The organism is Paenibacillus terrae (assembly GCF_005217525.1).
In the GTDB taxonomy this organism is placed as follows: Bacteria; Bacillota; Bacilli; order Paenibacillales; family Paenibacillaceae; genus Paenibacillus; species Paenibacillus terrae_C.
Genome location: NZ_PNXQ01000012.1, coordinates 602,320 through 619,778, shown reverse-complemented (window position 1 = coordinate 619,778; position 17,459 = coordinate 602,320). Strand labels below are relative to the sequence as shown.

Annotated in this window: 16 protein-coding genes and 2 pseudogenes; 3 read left to right on the top strand and 15 right to left on the bottom strand. The window is 45.8% G+C overall.

The genetic code is table 11. The features are described from left to right. Positions 1-3: 3 nt before the first annotated feature. The 3 genes from C1I60_RS12995 to C1I60_RS12985 all read right to left on the bottom strand — a co-directional run bounded on the left by C1I60_RS12995 (position 4) and on the right by C1I60_RS12985 (position 2,728). Positions 4-585, bottom strand: coding sequence for a TetR/AcrR family transcriptional regulator (locus C1I60_RS12995; protein WP_137062073.1), 582 nt, complete (start codon positions 583-585; stop codon positions 4-6). 5 nt (positions 586-590) lie between these two features. Further along, complete coding sequence (locus C1I60_RS12990; protein WP_137062072.1) at positions 591-1,223, bottom strand: YigZ family protein; 633 nt, start codon at positions 1,221-1,223, stop codon at positions 591-593. Positions 1,224-1,372: 149 nt separating this feature from the next. Further along, positions 1,373-2,728 carry a glucose-6-phosphate isomerase gene (locus C1I60_RS12985; protein WP_044644687.1) on the bottom strand — a complete coding sequence of 452 codons (1,356 nt, stop codon included), beginning with the start codon at positions 2,726-2,728 and terminating at the stop codon, positions 1,373-1,375. A 255-nt stretch (positions 2,729-2,983) separates the two neighbouring features. Here C1I60_RS12985 and C1I60_RS12980 point away from each other — a divergent pair, with 255 nt between their 5' ends. Continuing rightward, positions 2,984-3,883, top strand: coding sequence for an NAD(P)-dependent oxidoreductase (locus C1I60_RS12980; RefSeq protein ID WP_137062071.1), 900 nt, complete (start codon positions 2,984-2,986; stop codon positions 3,881-3,883). Between the two features lie 110 nt (positions 3,884-3,993). Here C1I60_RS12980 and ppnP read toward each other — a convergent pair whose 3' ends face one another. From ppnP to C1I60_RS12950, 6 genes are all read right to left on the bottom strand, one after another. After that, positions 3,994-4,308 carry a pyrimidine/purine nucleoside phosphorylase gene (gene ppnP / locus C1I60_RS12975; protein WP_044644689.1) on the bottom strand — a complete coding sequence of 105 codons (315 nt, stop codon included), beginning with the start codon at positions 4,306-4,308 and terminating at the stop codon, positions 3,994-3,996. Between the two features lie 171 nt (positions 4,309-4,479). After that, a complete protein-coding gene (tkt, locus tag C1I60_RS12970; RefSeq protein WP_137062070.1) occupies positions 4,480-6,525 on the bottom strand; it encodes a transketolase in 2,046 nt (681 codons plus the stop codon). A gap of 358 nt (positions 6,526-6,883) precedes the next feature. After that, on the bottom strand, positions 6,884-7,999 hold the full coding sequence (locus tag C1I60_RS12965) for an RNA-guided endonuclease TnpB family protein (RefSeq protein ID WP_137062069.1): 1,116 nt from the start codon (positions 7,997-7,999) through the stop codon (positions 6,884-6,886). An 11-nt stretch (positions 8,000-8,010) separates the two neighbouring features. Further along, positions 8,011-8,409: an IS200/IS605 family transposase gene (gene tnpA / locus C1I60_RS12960; protein ID WP_137062068.1), complete on the bottom strand. Its 399-nt coding sequence runs from the start codon at positions 8,407-8,409 to the stop codon at positions 8,011-8,013. Positions 8,410-8,701: 292 nt separating this feature from the next. After that, complete coding sequence (purU, locus tag C1I60_RS12955; protein ID WP_137062067.1) at positions 8,702-9,601, bottom strand: formyltetrahydrofolate deformylase; 900 nt, start codon at positions 9,599-9,601, stop codon at positions 8,702-8,704. A 22-nt stretch (positions 9,602-9,623) separates the two neighbouring features. Further along, positions 9,624-10,751 (bottom strand): deoxyribonuclease IV, encoded by a 1,128-nt coding sequence (locus C1I60_RS12950; protein WP_137062066.1) that lies wholly within the window; start codon positions 10,749-10,751, stop codon positions 9,624-9,626. A 271-nt stretch (positions 10,752-11,022) separates the two neighbouring features. On the opposite strand from C1I60_RS12950, the gene C1I60_RS12945 reads away from it, so the two are divergent. Further along, complete coding sequence (locus C1I60_RS12945; RefSeq protein WP_137062065.1) at positions 11,023-11,937, top strand: TIGR01777 family oxidoreductase; 915 nt, start codon at positions 11,023-11,025, stop codon at positions 11,935-11,937. 114 nt (positions 11,938-12,051) lie between these two features. On the opposite strand, the pseudogene C1I60_RS12940 reads toward C1I60_RS12945, so the two are convergent. From C1I60_RS12940 to C1I60_RS12930, 4 genes and pseudogenes are all read right to left on the bottom strand, one after another. Then, positions 12,052-12,569: pseudogene (locus tag C1I60_RS12940) on the bottom strand (YdeI/OmpD-associated family protein). A 66-nt stretch (positions 12,570-12,635) separates the two neighbouring features. Then, positions 12,636-12,884, bottom strand: coding sequence for a transposase (locus C1I60_RS12935; protein WP_137062064.1), 249 nt, complete (start codon positions 12,882-12,884; stop codon positions 12,636-12,638). 216 nt (positions 12,885-13,100) lie between these two features. Next, positions 13,101-13,277: pseudogene (locus C1I60_RS26325) on the bottom strand (FHA domain-containing protein); the annotation flags it as partial. A gap of 255 nt (positions 13,278-13,532) precedes the next feature. Next, positions 13,533-14,120, bottom strand: coding sequence for a hypothetical protein (locus tag C1I60_RS12930; protein ID WP_137062063.1), 588 nt, complete (start codon positions 14,118-14,120; stop codon positions 13,533-13,535). A gap of 485 nt (positions 14,121-14,605) precedes the next feature. On the opposite strand from C1I60_RS12930, the gene C1I60_RS12920 reads away from it, so the two are divergent. After that, positions 14,606-14,845 (top strand): helix-turn-helix domain-containing protein, encoded by a 240-nt coding sequence (locus tag C1I60_RS12920; protein ID WP_137062061.1) that lies wholly within the window; start codon positions 14,606-14,608, stop codon positions 14,843-14,845. Between the two features lie 80 nt (positions 14,846-14,925). Here C1I60_RS12920 and C1I60_RS12915 read toward each other — a convergent pair whose 3' ends face one another. Next, positions 14,926-16,851: a DUF6382 domain-containing protein gene (locus C1I60_RS12915; protein WP_137062060.1), complete on the bottom strand. Its 1,926-nt coding sequence runs from the start codon at positions 16,849-16,851 to the stop codon at positions 14,926-14,928. 65 nt (positions 16,852-16,916) lie between these two features. Next, entirely contained in the window at positions 16,917-17,429 is a 513-nt protein-coding gene (locus tag C1I60_RS12910) for an A24 family peptidase (RefSeq protein ID WP_137062059.1), read from the bottom strand. Positions 17,430-17,459 lie beyond the last annotated feature (30 nt).

Below are 17,459 nucleotides of genomic sequence, written 5' to 3'. Positions count from 1 at the left end.
CGCTCATAGGTTTCTGCACAGCAGCTTTACATGTGCCAAAGCAGCGGGCCTGATCTCTTCAAATGTTAAACCATCCTGAATGTAAAAGGACACAAAGCCGTGCATAGACAAAAACAGACTTTGCGGTACTCGTGAACAATCTTCCTCTGAATGTCCCTGACCACTTAATTCCTGACGAATCATGGACGCAAATAATTCCACACAACGGTTTTGCTCCGTGCGACAGTATGCGAACAGTTCTTCATCATGCATCATGAACATAATTTCATATTGATAAGGATTTTCCAAGCCAAAACGGATAAACTCCAGCATCAAGTGCTCCAGTCTGTTCAGACCATCCTCCAGCGTGCCTGTTGCTCCTTGCAGTAAAATCCCGCGTAACGTATTAAAATCCTCAATCACAATGGCGTAGAACAGTTCAGCCTTCTCTTTAAAATGATAGTATAATGAACCATGACTGTAACCCAGATGCTGGCCAATGCTGCGCATTGAAATAGCACGGTAGCCCTTGGTAATAAACAAGTGCCTGGCCGCTTCCAGAATCCGCCCTCTTGACAACTCCTGTTCTACTGCTCTTCTAGCCATATTTTTTATTCCCCTTCAATAAAGTAAAGCTGCTCTCCCTCCGACACAAGCGATTGTCCCTGTGTCAAGTCTGTTATCCAGTTGCTGAAGGATTCCGCATCACCAGCCAGCGGCAGACAGGTTAAGGTAACTTTATCCGTAAACATGGTTTCTCCTGTACGGATGCTGCGATTTCGCAATTCATTTTCCACTTTGCCCAACCAGGTGTAATCCAATTCCACAAAAATTTCACGACGCAGCACACGCGTAATCGCATCCCCTGCCTCAATGGCTGCAACAGCACCGTCTGAATAGGCACGAATCAGACCGCCTGCTCCCAGCAAAATCCCCCCAAAGTAACGGGTAACGACAATTGCCACATTTTTCAGCTTCTGGTTACGGATAACCTCCAAAATAGGCTTGCCCGCCGTACCACTCGGTTCACCGTCATCCGATTGCTTCTGGATTTCGTCTCGTTCCCCGATCATATAGGCAGAACAATTATGGGTTGCGTTCCAATGCTCTTTTTTAATGCGCTCGATAAAAGCCGCCGCTTCTTCCTCGGTCTGAACAGGCTGGATGTGACCGATAAAACGGGATTTCCGGATCACAATTTCCTTGCTGCCGGAGCCGCGTACAGTTCGGTATTGTTCCAACATATCACAAATAACCTTCCTTACTTCATTTTACAAGAAAGCAGTCCCCCGCTTCTGGCAGCCGGTGAACTGCTTTCCTGTACTTTATTTGGTGCTATACGCTATAACGCTCCTATCTGAAATCCTGTTTCATTCAGGAGTCTACAGCTTCCTTATTCGGACAATCTCGCTTCAAGCTCCGCTTTTTGCTCTTCGAAGCCTGGTTTACCCAACAGGGCAAACATGTTTTTCTTGTAAGCTTCCACGCCTGGTTGATCGAACGGATTTACACCCAACAGGTAGCCGCTGATGCCGCAAGCTTTTTCGAAGAAATAAGCCAGGTACCCAAAGGAGTAAGGACTCAGGTCAGGAATGTTCACGATCAGATTTGGTACTTGTCCGTCTGTGTGAGCCAGCAATGTACCCTGGAATGCTTTTTTATTTACAAAGTCCACCGTTTTGCCTGCCAGGAAGTTCAGTCCATCCAGATCATCCTCATCTGCTTCGATGGTGATGTGGCTAGGTACATTTTCCACTTGGATAACCGTTTCGAAAATGTTGCGGCTACCTTCCTGAATGAATTGTCCCATGGAGTGCAGGTCTGTCGAGAAGTCAACGGAAGCAGGGTAGATCCCTTTGTAATCCTTGCCTTCGCTTTCGCCGTACAATTGTTTCCACCACTCGGAAACGAAATGCAGGGACGGCTCATAGTTCACAAGAATTTCAATAGCTTTACCTTTGCGGTACAACGCGTTACGAACGGCTGCATATTGGTAAGCCTCGTTCTCAGCTACATTCGGATTGCTGTATTCCTTGGAAGCGTCTGCCGCCCCTTGGAGCATTTCCTCAATGTTAATACCTGCTGTAGCAATCGGCAGCAAGCCTACTGCTGTCAGCACGGAGTAACGGCCACCTACATCATCAGGAATAATGAAGGATTCGTAGCCTTCCTCGTTGGCCAGTTTTTTCAAAGCGCCACGTTCTTTATCGGTTGTTGCATAAATACGTTTGCGCGCTTCTTCTTTACCGTATTTTTTCTCCAGAGCCGCACGGAATACGCGGAAAGCGATAGCTGGCTCTGTTGTTGTACCTGATTTGGAAATGACATTCACGGAGAAGTCTTTTCCTTCAATCAGTTCCAACAGATGATTCACATATGTAGAGCTGATGTTATTGCCTGCAAAATAAACAGCCGGGCCTTTGCGCTTGTCCTTAGGCAGTGCATTGTGGAAGGAATGCGACAGCATTTCAATCGCAGCGCGTGCGCCAAGGTAAGAACCGCCGATGCCGATGACGATCAGCACTTCGGAATCACTTTGGATTTTTGCAGCAGCTTTTTGGATGCGTGCAAATTCTTCTTTATCATAATTGGTAGGCAAGTCAATCCAACCCAGGAAATCGGAACCTACACCGGTTTGGTTATGCAGCTGCTCATGAGCCAGCTTGATCGGTTCTGCAAAATAATCAATTTCGTGCTGTCCTATAAAGGAGAGCGCTTTGGTGTAATCGAAAATAACTTTTTTAGACATGTTTGGAACCTCCTGTTTTGTATTGCTAAGACCATGAATACGAACATAAGGACTTAGGAATAGGATACTTTAATTTGCAGGGCCTGACAAGCTTGCGTTACCTGTGTGTCCGGTGCCTTGCCAGGCCCTGGTGTAGATAGGGTAGGATACCCATGCTACAATAAATAGAGATCAACCTATATATAAACAGTCAATTCAAGCCGAACTCGTGTATCTGCATCGGACGGCAACCTCCAACAAGAAAGGTGATTAGCTATGAAAAACATCGGATTTATCGGACTGGGCACCATGGGCGCCCCGATGGCATCCAATCTGTTGAAGCAGGGATATGGAGTCACGGTCTACAACCGCACCGCTTCACGCTGCGAACCACTGGTAGAACAAGGCGCTCGTACGGCTTCAACGCCCCGTGAGGCGGCTGAAGGTCAACAGCTGGTCATTACCATGGTCAGCGATGATAACTCGATCCACGATATCTACTACGGCGAGGACGGCGTGTTTGCCGGTCTTACGCCTGGTGTAACTGTGATGGACAACAGCACCATTTCACCTGAGCTGGTCAAACAACTGGCCGCCGAAGCGGACAAGCTGGGATGTTCCTTCATTGATGCTCCGGTAACGGGCAGTAAGCCTGCTGCTGTGGACGGTACGCTCGTGTTCATGGTCGGCGGTGACGCGGAGGCCATTGCCGCACAGTCGGACGTTTTTGATACGCTGGGCAAAAAGGTGCTTCACATGGGACCGAATGGCAGCGGGGCCGTAGCCAAGCTCGCACATAACACGATGGTCGGTATTAACAATCTCGCTCTGGCTGAGGGCTTTGCCATCGCCGCCAAATCCGGTATTCCGGCGGAAAGCTTCCTTGAGCTGGTACAGCTCGGATCGGCAGGCAGCAAGGCTGCTGACCTGAAAGGACGCAAAATCATCGAGCATGATTTCAGCAACCAGTTCTCACTGGCCTTGATGCTCAAAGACTTGAAGCTTGCTGCCTCGCTGACGGATAGCCAGTCCATTCCGGCGCCTATGCTGTCCATTGCCAAAAGCCTGTTTCAAGCCGGGCAAACGCAAGGCTACGGAGATGAGGACTTGTCCGCTGTCGTGAAGACCTATGAGGCTTGGATCGGCCACACTATTGGCGGTAAGCCACTCAAATAAGCCGCATCCTTCTTTGTTATCCATGTTGCTGTGCTTTGTACATATCGCATAGCTTATAGGGGAAGCACACTTGGCTTAAAATCAAGTGGTGCTTGCCCTTTTTTCACTGCTTATTCCGGGTAAGAACAGCAGTAATCCGTTACGCTTCGTACTTCCAGCTTGAAGGAAGATTGCGCAGGCACGTGGAACGTTGCCGTTCCCTGTATTTCCAGCCATTCCTCAGTACCTGGAAGCAACACCTTCAAATCCCCTGCCAAAATCTCCATAATCTCACGAGAATCCGTGCCAAATTCATACGTTCCAGGCAGCATAATTCCCAATGTTACCTTACTGCCGTCACCCAAAATAACCGTACGGCTTGTAACCTGACCGTCGTAATATATATTTGCTTTTTTAACTACGCTGACTCCATCAAACTGTGTCATTCGTTATCCCCTCATCTGCTCATCAATGGTTGAATGAATATTTATGGATCATAACATATATTTGTTCCAAGCCTCAGTACGAAAATACACACGGCCGCAAAGTTCCTCAATGTACGAAACAAACAGCCGTAAGCCTTACTCAGGTTACGACTGTCTGTTTAATAGGTTGTTTTATTTCAACAAAGCTTTTACACGATTAACAACGTTCTCTACCGTAAAACCATATTCCTTAATGACGCGGTCGCCAGGTGCGGATGCGCCAAATGTGCTGATACCGAGAATGTCGCCTTGGTCGCCGACATATTTTTCCCAGCCCAGTGGATAAGCCATTTCTACAGCCAAACGTGCTTTTACTTCAGGCAGCAGAACGGAATCTTTGTATGCTTTGTCTTGTTTTTCGAACAAATCCCAGCTTGGGAAGCTGATAACGCGTACTTGGATACCTTGCTCCGCCAGTGCTTCCTGAGCTTTAACAGCCAGTTGTACTTCGGAACCCGTAGCCAGAATTTGAGCAACCGGCTTGCCGTCTGTCGCATCTGCAACGACATAAGCACCGCGTTTAATACCTTCGCGTGCATGTTCAGCAGTAGCAGCCAGGATTGGCAGGTTTTGACGAGTCAATACCAGAGCAACCGGGTTTTTCTTGTTTTCCAGCGTGTAAGCCCAAGCAGCGGAAGTTTCATTGCCATCCGCCGGACGAATAACCGTCAGGTTCGGGATAATACGCAGGGAAGCCAATTGTTCGATCGGCTCATGAGTCGGGCCGTCTTCACCAACAGCAATACTGTCGTGAGTCAGAACGTAAGTTACAGGCAATCCCATTAGAGCTGCCAGACGAACGGCCGGACGCAGGTAATCCGTAAACACGAAGAATGTACCGCCGAATACTTTTACCCCTTGGTGCAATGTCATACCATTCATCGCAGCAGCCATACCAAACTCACGGATACCGAAATAGATGTTACGGCCAGCATAGTCTTCTGGCGTAAAGTTCGTCAGGTTGTTCAAGTGTGTCATCGTGGAGCTTTCCAGATCGGCAGATCCGCCAGTCAGGAACGGTACGTTTGGAGCCAATCCGTTCAGTGCATTACCGGAAGCCACGCGAGTCGAAACTGCTTTGTCTTCAGTCGTGTACTTCGGAAGGTCACGGTCCCATCCTTCTGGAAGATCGCCGTTTACCGCTGTTTCGAACTGAGCTGCCAGGTCAGGGTGAGCCGCTTTGTATTTCGCGAACTGTTCATCCCATGCTTTGTTAGCTGCGATGCCGCGCTCTTTTACTTTAGCAAAATGCTCGCGAACCTCTTGCGGTACGTGGAAGTCCTCTTCGTATACCCATTTGTAAAATTCTTTAGTCAGCTTGGCTTCATCTGCACCCAGTGGGGAACCGTGAGTACCGCCATGTCCGCCTTTACCTTGTTTGTTCGGGCTTCCGTAGCCGATGACTGTTTTCACTTCAATCAACGTAGGACGTGTGGAGTCGCCTTGCGCTTCTTCAATTGCTTTTTGGATCGCTGGAAGGTCGTTACCGTCTTCTACGCGCAGCACTTGCCAGTTGTAAGCTTCAAAGCGTTTGGCAACACTCTCGGAAGAGGACAGGTTCAGCTTGCCGTCCAGTGTAATATCATTGGAATCAAACAATACGATCAGCTTGCCCAATTGCAAACGTCCAGCCAGCGAAGCCGCTTCGTGAGACAGGCCCTCCATCAGATCGCCATCGCCACAGATTGCATAGGTGAAGTGATCCACAACTTTGAATTGATCTTTATTATAGGTTGCGCCCAATTGAGCTTCAGCCATTGCCATACCTACGGCCATAGCTACGCCTTGTCCCAGAGGTCCGGTTGTAGCGTCTACACCAGCGGTGTGTCCAAACTCAGGATGACCTGGTGTAAGGCTGCCCCATTGACGGAATTGTTTCAGTTCTTCCATAGGCAGATCATAGCCGCTCAGGTGCAGCAGGCTGTACAGCAGCATGGAGCCGTGTCCAGCGGACAGTACAAAACGGTCACGGTTAATCCATGTAGGGTGATTCGGGTTATGATTCATCGTTTTAGCAAATAGTTGGTAGCCCATCGGCGCGGAACCCATCGGCATGCCGGGATGTCCCGAGTTTGCTTTCTCGATGGCATCAATTGCCAACGTACGGATTGTCGTAATGGACAAATTGTCGATCGTGGAGTTTTCATCCTTTTGAATCGCTTGATTCTGGTCAGTCATGGTTAGCCTCCTCATATTGTAAAAAGTATCCAATTGCATTAGGTCATGCTCTCCAATACCGCCGTCTCCTATAGTAACGACGCCCATTGAAGTGAGTGAATCTGCTTGAATGTTTCAATATGACTTATACATCCTTAAACATTGTACCATTTGCCGTGCAGGTTTGCCAGATCGTTTATAAAGTTGATTGTCGAAATATCGTACCAGGTCCTCATTTAAATATACCCGCAAAGTATTAACCTCATGTGAACTACCCTCCACTTACACTAACGCTTAGAGGTGAGGGCTTCTAAGGTAATCGTACCTAACGGTACGAAATTTACTTAGCTATCAAGCCTGAACCATGCTCTATTGTGGGCTATAATTGCTCTAACAGCCGCAATCCTTCGCTTCTGATATTGATAGAAGCGTTCCCATCCCTATCTGACACAAAACCACATTCACAGTGGAATATACGTTCAGAAAGGGATAGAGATTCCTTTACTTTACCGCAACACGAGCAAGTCTTAGACGATGGAAACCACTTGTCTATTTTTATCAGTTTTTTTCCTTGCTCCTCTAACTTGTATTGGAGAAATGTCGTGAACATTCCCCAAGCATTGTCAGCAACGCTTTTGCCAAAGTTCAGGGCTTGCGACATTCCTTTCATGTTGAGATCTTCAATGACCACTCCATCATACCGTTTGGCCAATTTGTGTGATTCCTTATGTAGAAAGTCTTTTCGTGGGTTGGTGATTTTTTCATGAATCTTTGCTACTACCATCCTTTGCTTGTTCCAACGAGAAGAACCTTTCACACGTCTGGATAAGGTACGTTGTGCTTTCACTAAACGATCTAACATTTGACGGTAGAAACGAGGATAATTGGCTTTCTCACCCTCACTACCGACATATAGTTCAGCCATTGTAAAGTCTAACCCAACAACGGTTTGAACTTGTTTTTGAATACGTTCCATCTCATATTCAGTGAGAATAGACACGTAGTATTTCCCAGTGGATGTCATCGAGATCGTACATGACTTCATGATATGTTCAGCAGGGATTTCTCTATGTTGTTTTACTTTCACCCGTTTGAGCTTTGGTAATTTGATATAGCCATTCATAAGCATAATGTTTCCGTTCACAACATGGGTTGTGTATGATTTTCTTGCCTTCTTACTCTTAAATGTAGGGAAGTCAGTCGTTCCACTATAGAAATTTCTGTAAGCAGTCTGCAAGTTTAATTGGGCATTAGCCAATGCCAAAGAATCGACTTCTTTCAGCCACACAAACTCATCTTTGTTCTTAGCAGGGGTAGGGAACTTTTGCTTTTTCAAGGCTTCTTTATCGTCCTTGAACTGTTCGTATACTTCCTTGCGTTCAGCTAACATTTTGTTATACACAAAACGAACACAACCAAAAGTTTTACGCATAAGGTGGGCTTGTTCCTCTGTTGGATACAAACGGAACTTATATGCTTTATTATATTTAGCCATATATTCTTATCTCACTTTTGGCCTTGATTTTCTATATACTTCTTTATTACCTCAACAGACAAGCCACCTGTTGTAAGTAAGCAAAAACTTCTTGACCAAAACATTTCTTTCCAAAGCTTCTTTCTGACTTGCGGAAAATCTCTTTTGATGAGTCGAGAACTTGCACTCTTATACGCATTTATGAACTTTGTCATTTCAGTGTTCGGATGTGCTTTGAACAGAACGTGAACATGGTTATTGTCATGATTCCATTCCATCAGAGTTATGTTGTAACCCTCCGCAAGTCGCACAAACATGTCTTTTGCATAATCGGATATTTCATCATCAAATACATTTCTTCTATATTTCACGACAAGTACGAGATGATAATACAATAAGAATACTGAATGATTATTACTATCTAATTTCATTGATATACCAACCCTTATGCTCGATACGACTGATTATAAACCAACCCAAATAATAAGCAAACCTTTTGGCTACGCCAAACTGAAATTCATCTCCACCTTACCATTGAAACTATCGTTCCTTAACACGCTTGAAGATGGTGACTTAATTTAGAAAATTGTTTAAAAATCATAGAATCGCGAAAAATAACGTATTTTGTCCGGTTTTGACACTGAATTTCCGCATAAAAAAAAGAAAAAACCCGTCATCTCGACGGGCTTTGCTTGGAAGATGTATGAGCTTCAAATATAAAAATCAGTTAAAAACGACCGTTTTGTTTTCATGAACCAAAATTCGGTCCTCCGCATGCCACTTCACGGCTCTTGCCAAAACGACCCGCTCAATGGTGCGACCGATCCGTTTTAACTCATTGACGTCATCACCATGGCTTACCCGCTGCACATCCTGCTCGATGATCGGGCCGCCGTCCAGTTCCTCAGTTACATAATGCGCAGTAGCGCCAATAATTTTCACACCGCGATTATAGGCTTGAGCATATGGCTTTCCACCCACGAATGCAGGCAGGAACGAATGATGGATATTAATGATCCGGTTGCGATAATGCTCAATGAACTTGGGTGAAATAATCTGCATGTAACGGGCCAAGATAATGACGTCGATATCCTCACCAATAACCTCCAGTTGACAGCGCTCCGCCTCCGGTTTGGTATCGGCTGTCACCGGAATATGGTGATACGGAATGCCGAAAGATTCCACATACTCCTTCATATCGGGATGATTGCTGACGACCAAAGAAATATCCGCATCCAGATCCCCTGCCTGCCATTGCCACAATAGCTCCACCAGACAATGATCTTCTTTGGAAACGAAAATAGCGAGCTTTTTCTTGCGGCTGACCGCTGAAATCGTCCACTCCATTCGGAATTGTTCTGCAACCGCGGCAAAATCCTGCTCCAGTTGAGACTGGGTTTCACTCAAGTATGGCAGATCAAATTCAACCCGCATAAAAAACATACCGCCGGACGGGTCCATCGTGTATTGATCAGATTGAACAATATTGGCGCCATGCTCATACAAAAAGCGAGACACGGCCGCTACAATACCCGGGCCATCAGGACAGGATACGAGCATACGCGCACGGTTTTCATGCGCAGATTGAGTGCTGTTTGGCTGATGTTTTACGTGAAGTTCCATGTGGCTACAATTCCCCCTTGGCTTATACCGTCACTGGCAAATGACTGCCGGCAAACCAGGCAATCAGACGATGATTAATATGTTCTTCGCTCAACTCCGGAAATAGTGCTGCTTCCGTTACCATGTCATACAGACGTTCCAGCGGTTCGCGTGGATCGGCTTTTTTCGCTTTGGCATCATTTTTCAGCAGCGTCCAGGTATCCAGTACAAAGTTACGCACATCCACATCCTGCTTTTTGAAAAACGAATGCAACTGCTCTACCTGACCCAAAAATTCATCGCCAAAACGCTCCTTCACATTCCCGCGAAGCAAAGCGATTTCAACCTCATACATTGGACGCTGGGTTTTCGCTTCCTTCCCGATCCATGGCGTTTCCAAAATAAACGGGCGGCCTTGAAGCGCATCATGATGCACCACGTTATGAATGGTCTGATAGCCTAACCAGCCCGATCCAATCGGAGTATGACGGTCTTTATGGGCGCCAACCGCATTTTTACTGTCATTGACGTGAACCACTGCGATGCGATCCAGCCCGACAATACGATCAAATTGCTCCAGCACGCCGTCCAGATCATTCACAATGTCATAGCCGGCATCGTGTATGTGACAGGTATCCATACAAACGGTAAGACGCTCGTTGTGCTCTACTTTATCTATAATGGAGGCAATTTCTTCGAAGCTGCGGCCCATTTCGGTGCCTTTGCCTGCCATCGTTTCCAGCGCAATGTTAACATCCGTCTCCTTCACGCCGTTCAGTACCTCATTCAAACCGTCGGCGATACGCCCAATTCCATATTCAGCATCCTTATCGGTAAAAGCGCCCGGATGAAGCACGATATTTTTCACGCCAATCGCGTGGGTGCGACGAATTTCCTCTTGAAGAAAGCTGACTGCCAGCTCATAGGTATTTTCTTTGTAAGAGCCGAGATTGATAATATACGGGGCATGCACCACGATATCATCCATCCTTTTTTCAGCCATCAACTGCTTGCCTTCCTCCAGATACATGGATTCCATCGGCTTACGACGCGTGTTTTGCGGTGCCCCCGTGTATATCATGAACGAACTGGACCCGTATGAAGACGCTTCTTTTGTAGCGCTGAGCAGACCCTTGTCCGAGAAGGACACATGAGAACCAATTTTCAGCATGATTCGGTTTCATCCCCTTATCCTTGTTATTCTGTTATGCTTATCTTATTTTGATTTAATCATTTTAACGTGATTATTGAAATCAAACAACATGGCTTTTATGGTAGTGCACACACAAATCAGGAATACACGAAGGGAAACGAGGTAAATGATGGCATGGATTGACATCCTTTAGCGTATACAGGTACATTCGAATGAGGTTTTTTTCTTAAAAAGGGTTATATTCTATAACATACATATTTTTTGCGAATCGGAAGGAGAGTCGAACTCCATGAACATCGTCATATGCGGAGGTACTGGATTAGTAGGGTGTGCGCTGACCAAAAGCTTGCTCAACGACGGGCATACGGTGAAGATAATCACCCGTAAACCCATGGCAGGTCACGAAGCTAGCCCACGCTTGCAATATATGAGCTGGAACGAGCTGAAACAAAAACCGGAATCATTAGAGGGCACAGATGTGGCCATTAATTTGGCAGGCGAGACGCTGAACCAGCGCTGGACGGACAAGTCCAAACAAAGGATTCTCCAATCACGCCTGTTGTCTGTTGCCAAATTAGCCCAAGCACTAAATGCTCTGCAAAAAAAGCCGGAAGTTATCATTCAGGCTTCGGCTGTCGCCGCCTACGGTACATCTCTTACTGAAACGTTCGATGAAACCAGCCCGCGCCGTTCGGAAGACTTTCTGTCTCAAGTGGTCGAGCAGTGGGAGGAGGCCGCCAACGCCTACCCTTCCAATGCCCGGTTAATCAAGCTGCGCATTAGTCTCGTACTGGACAGCAAACGCGGTGCATTTCCACTGATGAAGCTGCCTTACAGCTTCGGATTCGGCGGCAAAATAGGCAGCGGCCATCAATGGATGAGCTGGATTCATATTAAGGATATCGTCCGCCTGATCACCCATTGCATCCATACGCCGAATATCGCCGGGGCTGTGAACGCTTCATCACCACATCCATTGACGAACGACCAGTTTGGTAAAACCGTGGCTGAGGTATACCACCGCCCACACTGGTTCCCCGTTCCCGGCGTTCTCGTACAAAAGCTGGTCGGCGAGATGAGTACCCTCGTTTTAGACGGTCAAAAAGTAATCCCGCGCAAGGCGCTGGAGCACGGATTTCAGTTTAACTACCCTTCACTGAAGGAAGCACTGGAGGAACTACATTCTCCTCATAAGCAGCATTGAATTAAAAAAGAAGAACTCTGGACTGATAATATCCTTATTAGCCTAGGGTTCCTCTTTTATTTAGGTCAGGATTGTGCAAACTCCTCAGTTAATGAAATATTTTCACACAAGATGCTATTTTCTATCATTTAATCCCTTTCCAATGAGAATTTGCGGCATATATTTTTCAACCCTTGACTCCCGAGTTTTGGATTGTTTGGGTTCAGAAAAATAAAGAATGTATGCCCTTTGCCGTCCGGGCGTCAATGCTTCAAAAGCAGTTTTCAAGGCAGGGATTTCATCGAATTTATTTTGAAGTTCTTCAGGAATTATGAATTCTATATTGTTTTTTAAATCGACTTTCAAACCAGCTTTTTCAACCTCAATGGCTTCATAAATATAGGCCTTCAAGATGGTTTCCATTGCAACTATTTCCCGAACATTGGTGAACCGAATCTGGCGCCCCGCCTGTACATTCTCCGTTTGTTGGATTAGAATACCGTGGGCATCATGTAACAAGGAACAACCCACTTCAATTCTTCGGTCAGCTGAAAGTCAAGAATGATCATTCTCAATTTCTCAAATTCTTCCTGCCACTTTTTAGCTTTACTTAAATATTCATCAACCATAGAATTCATTCTACTATTCGTCATCAAGAAACACCCCCTCTTCATCATCATAAAATTGTGTTTTCAAAATAAGCAGTTCATTTTCAAAATCTACTTGATTGCTTGCTTAGCTTGCCCCTTTACGCCCGATCCATGCTGGTGGACACGGACTACGGTCGTGTCGATCATGACCTGGCTCCAATCGGGTTCTATCGAAACATGATCCAAAATGATGTCCCATATCCCCGCCTTTTGTAAGCGCCAGAAAAAACTGTAGGCGGAAGACCAGGAACCATAATAGGCAGACAAATCTCGCCATAGAGCGCCAGTACGAGCAATCCAAAGTACGGCATTCAGCATCTAACGACGATCTTTGGGCGGACGACCTCCTTATGGTTTTCGGTTAGGGGGCTAATGATCAAATCTCTCCAGGTGGTCAAAGGCCATTGTCTGTTTCTTAGTTTGTATATATACCAGCGGGGAGTCTAGAGAACGGCTTTCGTGATTGCGTACACCTATATAAAAAAAGAAGCCCATAACATTAATAGGCTTCTTCTTTATACATATCAAACTATTTCACTCAGAGGCGTTGGCGGAAGATTTAAAAGACTCCAGTCTATAAGCGTAGGACACTCCGGCAATCTTAAAAGTGTCTCCAGCATTCGGGATGAACTTCTTGTATGGTACCATCGCCTCTCCATTCAGAACAGTTCCGTTCGTCGAGGACAAATCCTTGATGATGTGGCCGTGCTGCTCTCTGCGTTGGAACTTTTATCCGTCTTTTTGATTTCGTCTTTTCCCATATCAGTGTTTTGCAACCGGCCGTAACTGCTTGTAAATGTCGGCATACGTGAAATGTTCATTGCTTTCCTCCTAATTCTGTAATGAGGAAATATATGTTTTCGTACACCACAATTCATTGTCAGTTTTTTAGGAAAAGTAAAGATGAATGACAGAAAAAATGAAGCGGGGCAATCCAAAGAGATTACCCCGCCCTAGCCTAACGGATTATTCCAAAACGTAGGAAATAGTCATTTCAACAGATTTATAAGAAAGGCTGCCGAACCATCTATCTCCGGTAGAACTTGCAATGTTTGTTCCAAAGACCTGTGCTGTCCATGTACCACGTGCTTCCTGATCTAGAAAACTTGCTCTCTCAGTCATTCCACTGGGCTTCCATGCGATAGTAGCAGATTTGCCGCTAGGAGAGATTACATCCAACTTAGAAAAAACAACTGCCCCTAGCAGATTTTTATTGTTGTTGTTGATAATTCCTCTTCCTGGGTCAATCTCAATCGACTTTACCTTGGCATTAAGAGGCAATGACGTAAACCGGAAGCTAACCTGATCGGAAAAACCGCTTTTGCCAGGGGCTAATGCCAACCCTAGGCTTTTGCCTGCGCTCACTGTTTTACTGCTGCTGGAAGCATTGGGAGCGGCACTTAACTGTACATCCACTGTCTGTGTATAGACAGTTTCACCAGCCACATTGGTGGATACCTTAACATTCGGCTCCGCTGCAAATGCAGTCACGGACATTGCGGCACTCATGGATACCGCCAGTAACATTGCACCTAAACGTTTTTTCATGCTCATACTTTTTTACCTCCAAAAAATATTATTAAGGTGGTATGAATTGCTATCCTAGCATAAAGACCTATTTTCAAAAGGATGACGTTTTCTAGTAGAACAGCAATAACCCCTTATTAGTATTATCGGTATACGCTTGGAAAAAGTCAATTGTTTCCAATGATTTTTTTGGTAGAAATGGATTAAATTTTAACGTTCTGCCCTCTGTGAACCATCGCCTTAGTTCATCGTCTTCACACAACTTTTTATAGCGTGAATGCGTGATAACCAAAACATCAGATTCACGTACAGCCTCAAGATTCTGCCTATAATAACTCCACTTTTTTGGTAAAATGTCCATAGCAAAGCTAAGTGTATGTTGTACATCCCTTTACTAAAATGATAAAATCATTTAATGAACATGAACATTTGTTGATTATATAAACAATATAAGACTATATGCATCCGTTGTCAGTAATCATTTAATATGTTCTTGGAGGCTATCCATTGTCATGAATATTAAATTCGAATTAACCTGTAACTTGGAGAGAATTCTTAAAGAAAAAAACATTACACCTTATAAGCTATCAAAAGATACAGGAGAGAGAATCGGAACGATATATAAATTAGTGAATAATCAGGGAATGGATAATTCACGCCTTTCAACTTCATTGCTAGCCAATATTTGTGGATATTTAGGAATTACTTTAGGGGAATTATTTGACGTTGTTCAAATGGAAGAAACTGAATAAACCTCCAATCTATCAAAATTCAAAAGAAGCCCATAACATTAATCGGGCTTCTTCTTTATACATATCAAACTACCCTTCACTCAAGAAGCGTTGGAGGAAGATTTAAAAGATTCCAGTCGATAAGTATAGGATACTCCGGCTATTTTAAAAGTATCTCCGTCCTTCATTGCATACTCCTTGTAAGGCACCATCGGCTCTCCGTTCAGAACGGTTCCGTTCGTCGAGGACAAATCCTTGACGATGTGGCCTTGTCCTTCTGCGTCTACACAAAGCTCAATATGAGAACGGGACGCTCCCTCCGTTTGTTCTACAAACTGGACCAATTGCGGGTCTCTCCCGATGAAAAAGCTGCCTGCAACAAATTGATCCGGCTGCAATCGAATGCGCTCGGCCGCTCCACTTCCCGGCGGCTTGCGCTCCAGACAAGCAATCGGTGATTGCTGAACGTGTGGAATATGCATCCCCTGATCTGCACGAAGCAGCACCGTTTCCTGCCTTGATGTAGCATTTAGCAGCTCCGTCACACCAGACAAGGACTTATAATATGCCTCGCTGGTATCACTAGCTTCCAAATCATTTCTTCGAGCCACACCTATCCCCTGTGGCTCGTGCAAGTCGTGACGTGCAGAAGCTTTATCTCCTTGGCCCGTATCCCAGCTACTCATATTTTCAGATTTCTGGTCAGGAAAAGACCAGCGCCAGCTTTCTTGTCCTTGATCACCTGAATCGGAAAAGCGCTTATCCTTATTCTGACGCCCTGCTACGAATCCGGTTAGCTTATCGACCTGATAACGGTCATTTTTCCGCTGTGCAGGAGAAGCTTCGCCAAGCCATTCCGAATCCAGCACAGGGACTGAGTCGGCATAGGTATGCGACGAAGCGCCCTTGCGCCCCCATTTTCCCGTCCAGCTCATATGAGCAACGACTGCGAGTACCAAGGTAAGCACTACAGAAATACCAAGCGGCACCGTCTCTGGATGGTCCAGATAAATATATCGCCACACGATAGCCGAAGCGAGAAGACAGCCTAAAGCAATGTACGTTTTATACTTCTGCAACGCAGACTTCGATTCTTCTATATCTGTATCTACCTCATCATTCTCCTGTGGCTTTATGGACTGCTTGAGTCGATTGATCCGTTTAAGCTCCTGAATTTCCTGAAGCATCTCCTGATCCTCATGCATTTTTTCCTGAGATCTCTGGTCCCTTGAGGCGAAAAATTTAGATTCTTCTCCTTGCCCATATCCCGCTCGGCTCGTTGAATGATCACGCGTTGACGAATGAGCGGGTAAGGATCGATCAGCATAAGGAAAATCTTTCCGATATGCTGTTGAATGCAATCCATCACGCTCTCCTTGAACTCCCATTCGAGCATGAGTATCTCTACTGCGTGCTTCTCCAGCTTCGCCTTGAACGCTAACGCTGTCTGCACCGACTGTCATCCCTTGCAGCAGCAGCTCCTTCAGCGCCCCCGGATCCAATTCATTCCTGTCGCACAGTTCAAATATGCGCTGCATATGGTCCCCTTGAAAATGAACCACACGTGTCATCAAGCGAATAACCAATTGCTTAAATTGGCTCCCAGCCTGTCTTTCATACAGTACCCCCTGCAAAGGAACATAGGTTAAACTGACGTTTTCCCTTGAGCCTGAACCGCTCATAAAGATATAATCCTCATGCAAAATAAATTGGCGCATATCCAGCATATACTGCGGACTACGATGGAGGGCATCCGCCACTTCAAAAAGAATCCGGTAGAAATCGGAAGTCGACACTCCCCCTCCCTTCCATATCTGAGACAGCATACGTTGACCCGAAATATCGTAGTGCAGCTCCACCTGAAAATCGACATCCTTGATTCTTAGCTCCAGAAGACCGGGAATCCGATTGCCAGTCATCATTCCAGTTTGCACGGAATTTAAATCATCGGTCTTAAGCCCGCCTTCCTTGTTCAAAATCATAAATGTCCCGCCGTTGCGGGCAAAATCCCTGCTTAAACCAAACAATTCATGACCTCCTTAGCATTTTCCCGATTCCCGTGAGTACCATCATATTTACCTAACTGCGTAAGTTATGGCAAAAAATAAAGATAAGCACTGATCGCTCCCGGAATGACGGCGGTCATAAAAGGAAACCTGAGGTGTGCCTCTCTCCCGTTCGTCAGCGCCTTGCCGCTGCGAAACAGAAAGAATCCCCCCAGATTAAAAGCCACACGCCGCAATCTCATTATGGTTTCCCGTCTCCACAGCAGGATCACCACTCCAATAATACCCGCGAAAAAAATCGAATAGAGAGCCGATTGCCATGCAAAAGCAGCCCCCGTCCATGCTCCGATCAAGCCAAACAGCTTCACATCGCCAGCACCTACAGCTCCCATCCAGTACAGAATCAACATGAAGCCGAATCCCGTCCCCAATCCAGCCGCTGCAAATAAAAATCCATGCCAGCCCCCAAACATCGTATTAAACAGCAAGCCCATCGCCATGCCGGGCAGCGTAAGCTTGTTAGGAATTTTCATACTACGTAAATCCGTGACCAGCGCAATCGCCAGCAAAACACCACATACGATATACATCCACGTCAATGCAATTCCCCCTTAATGATAAGCACGAAG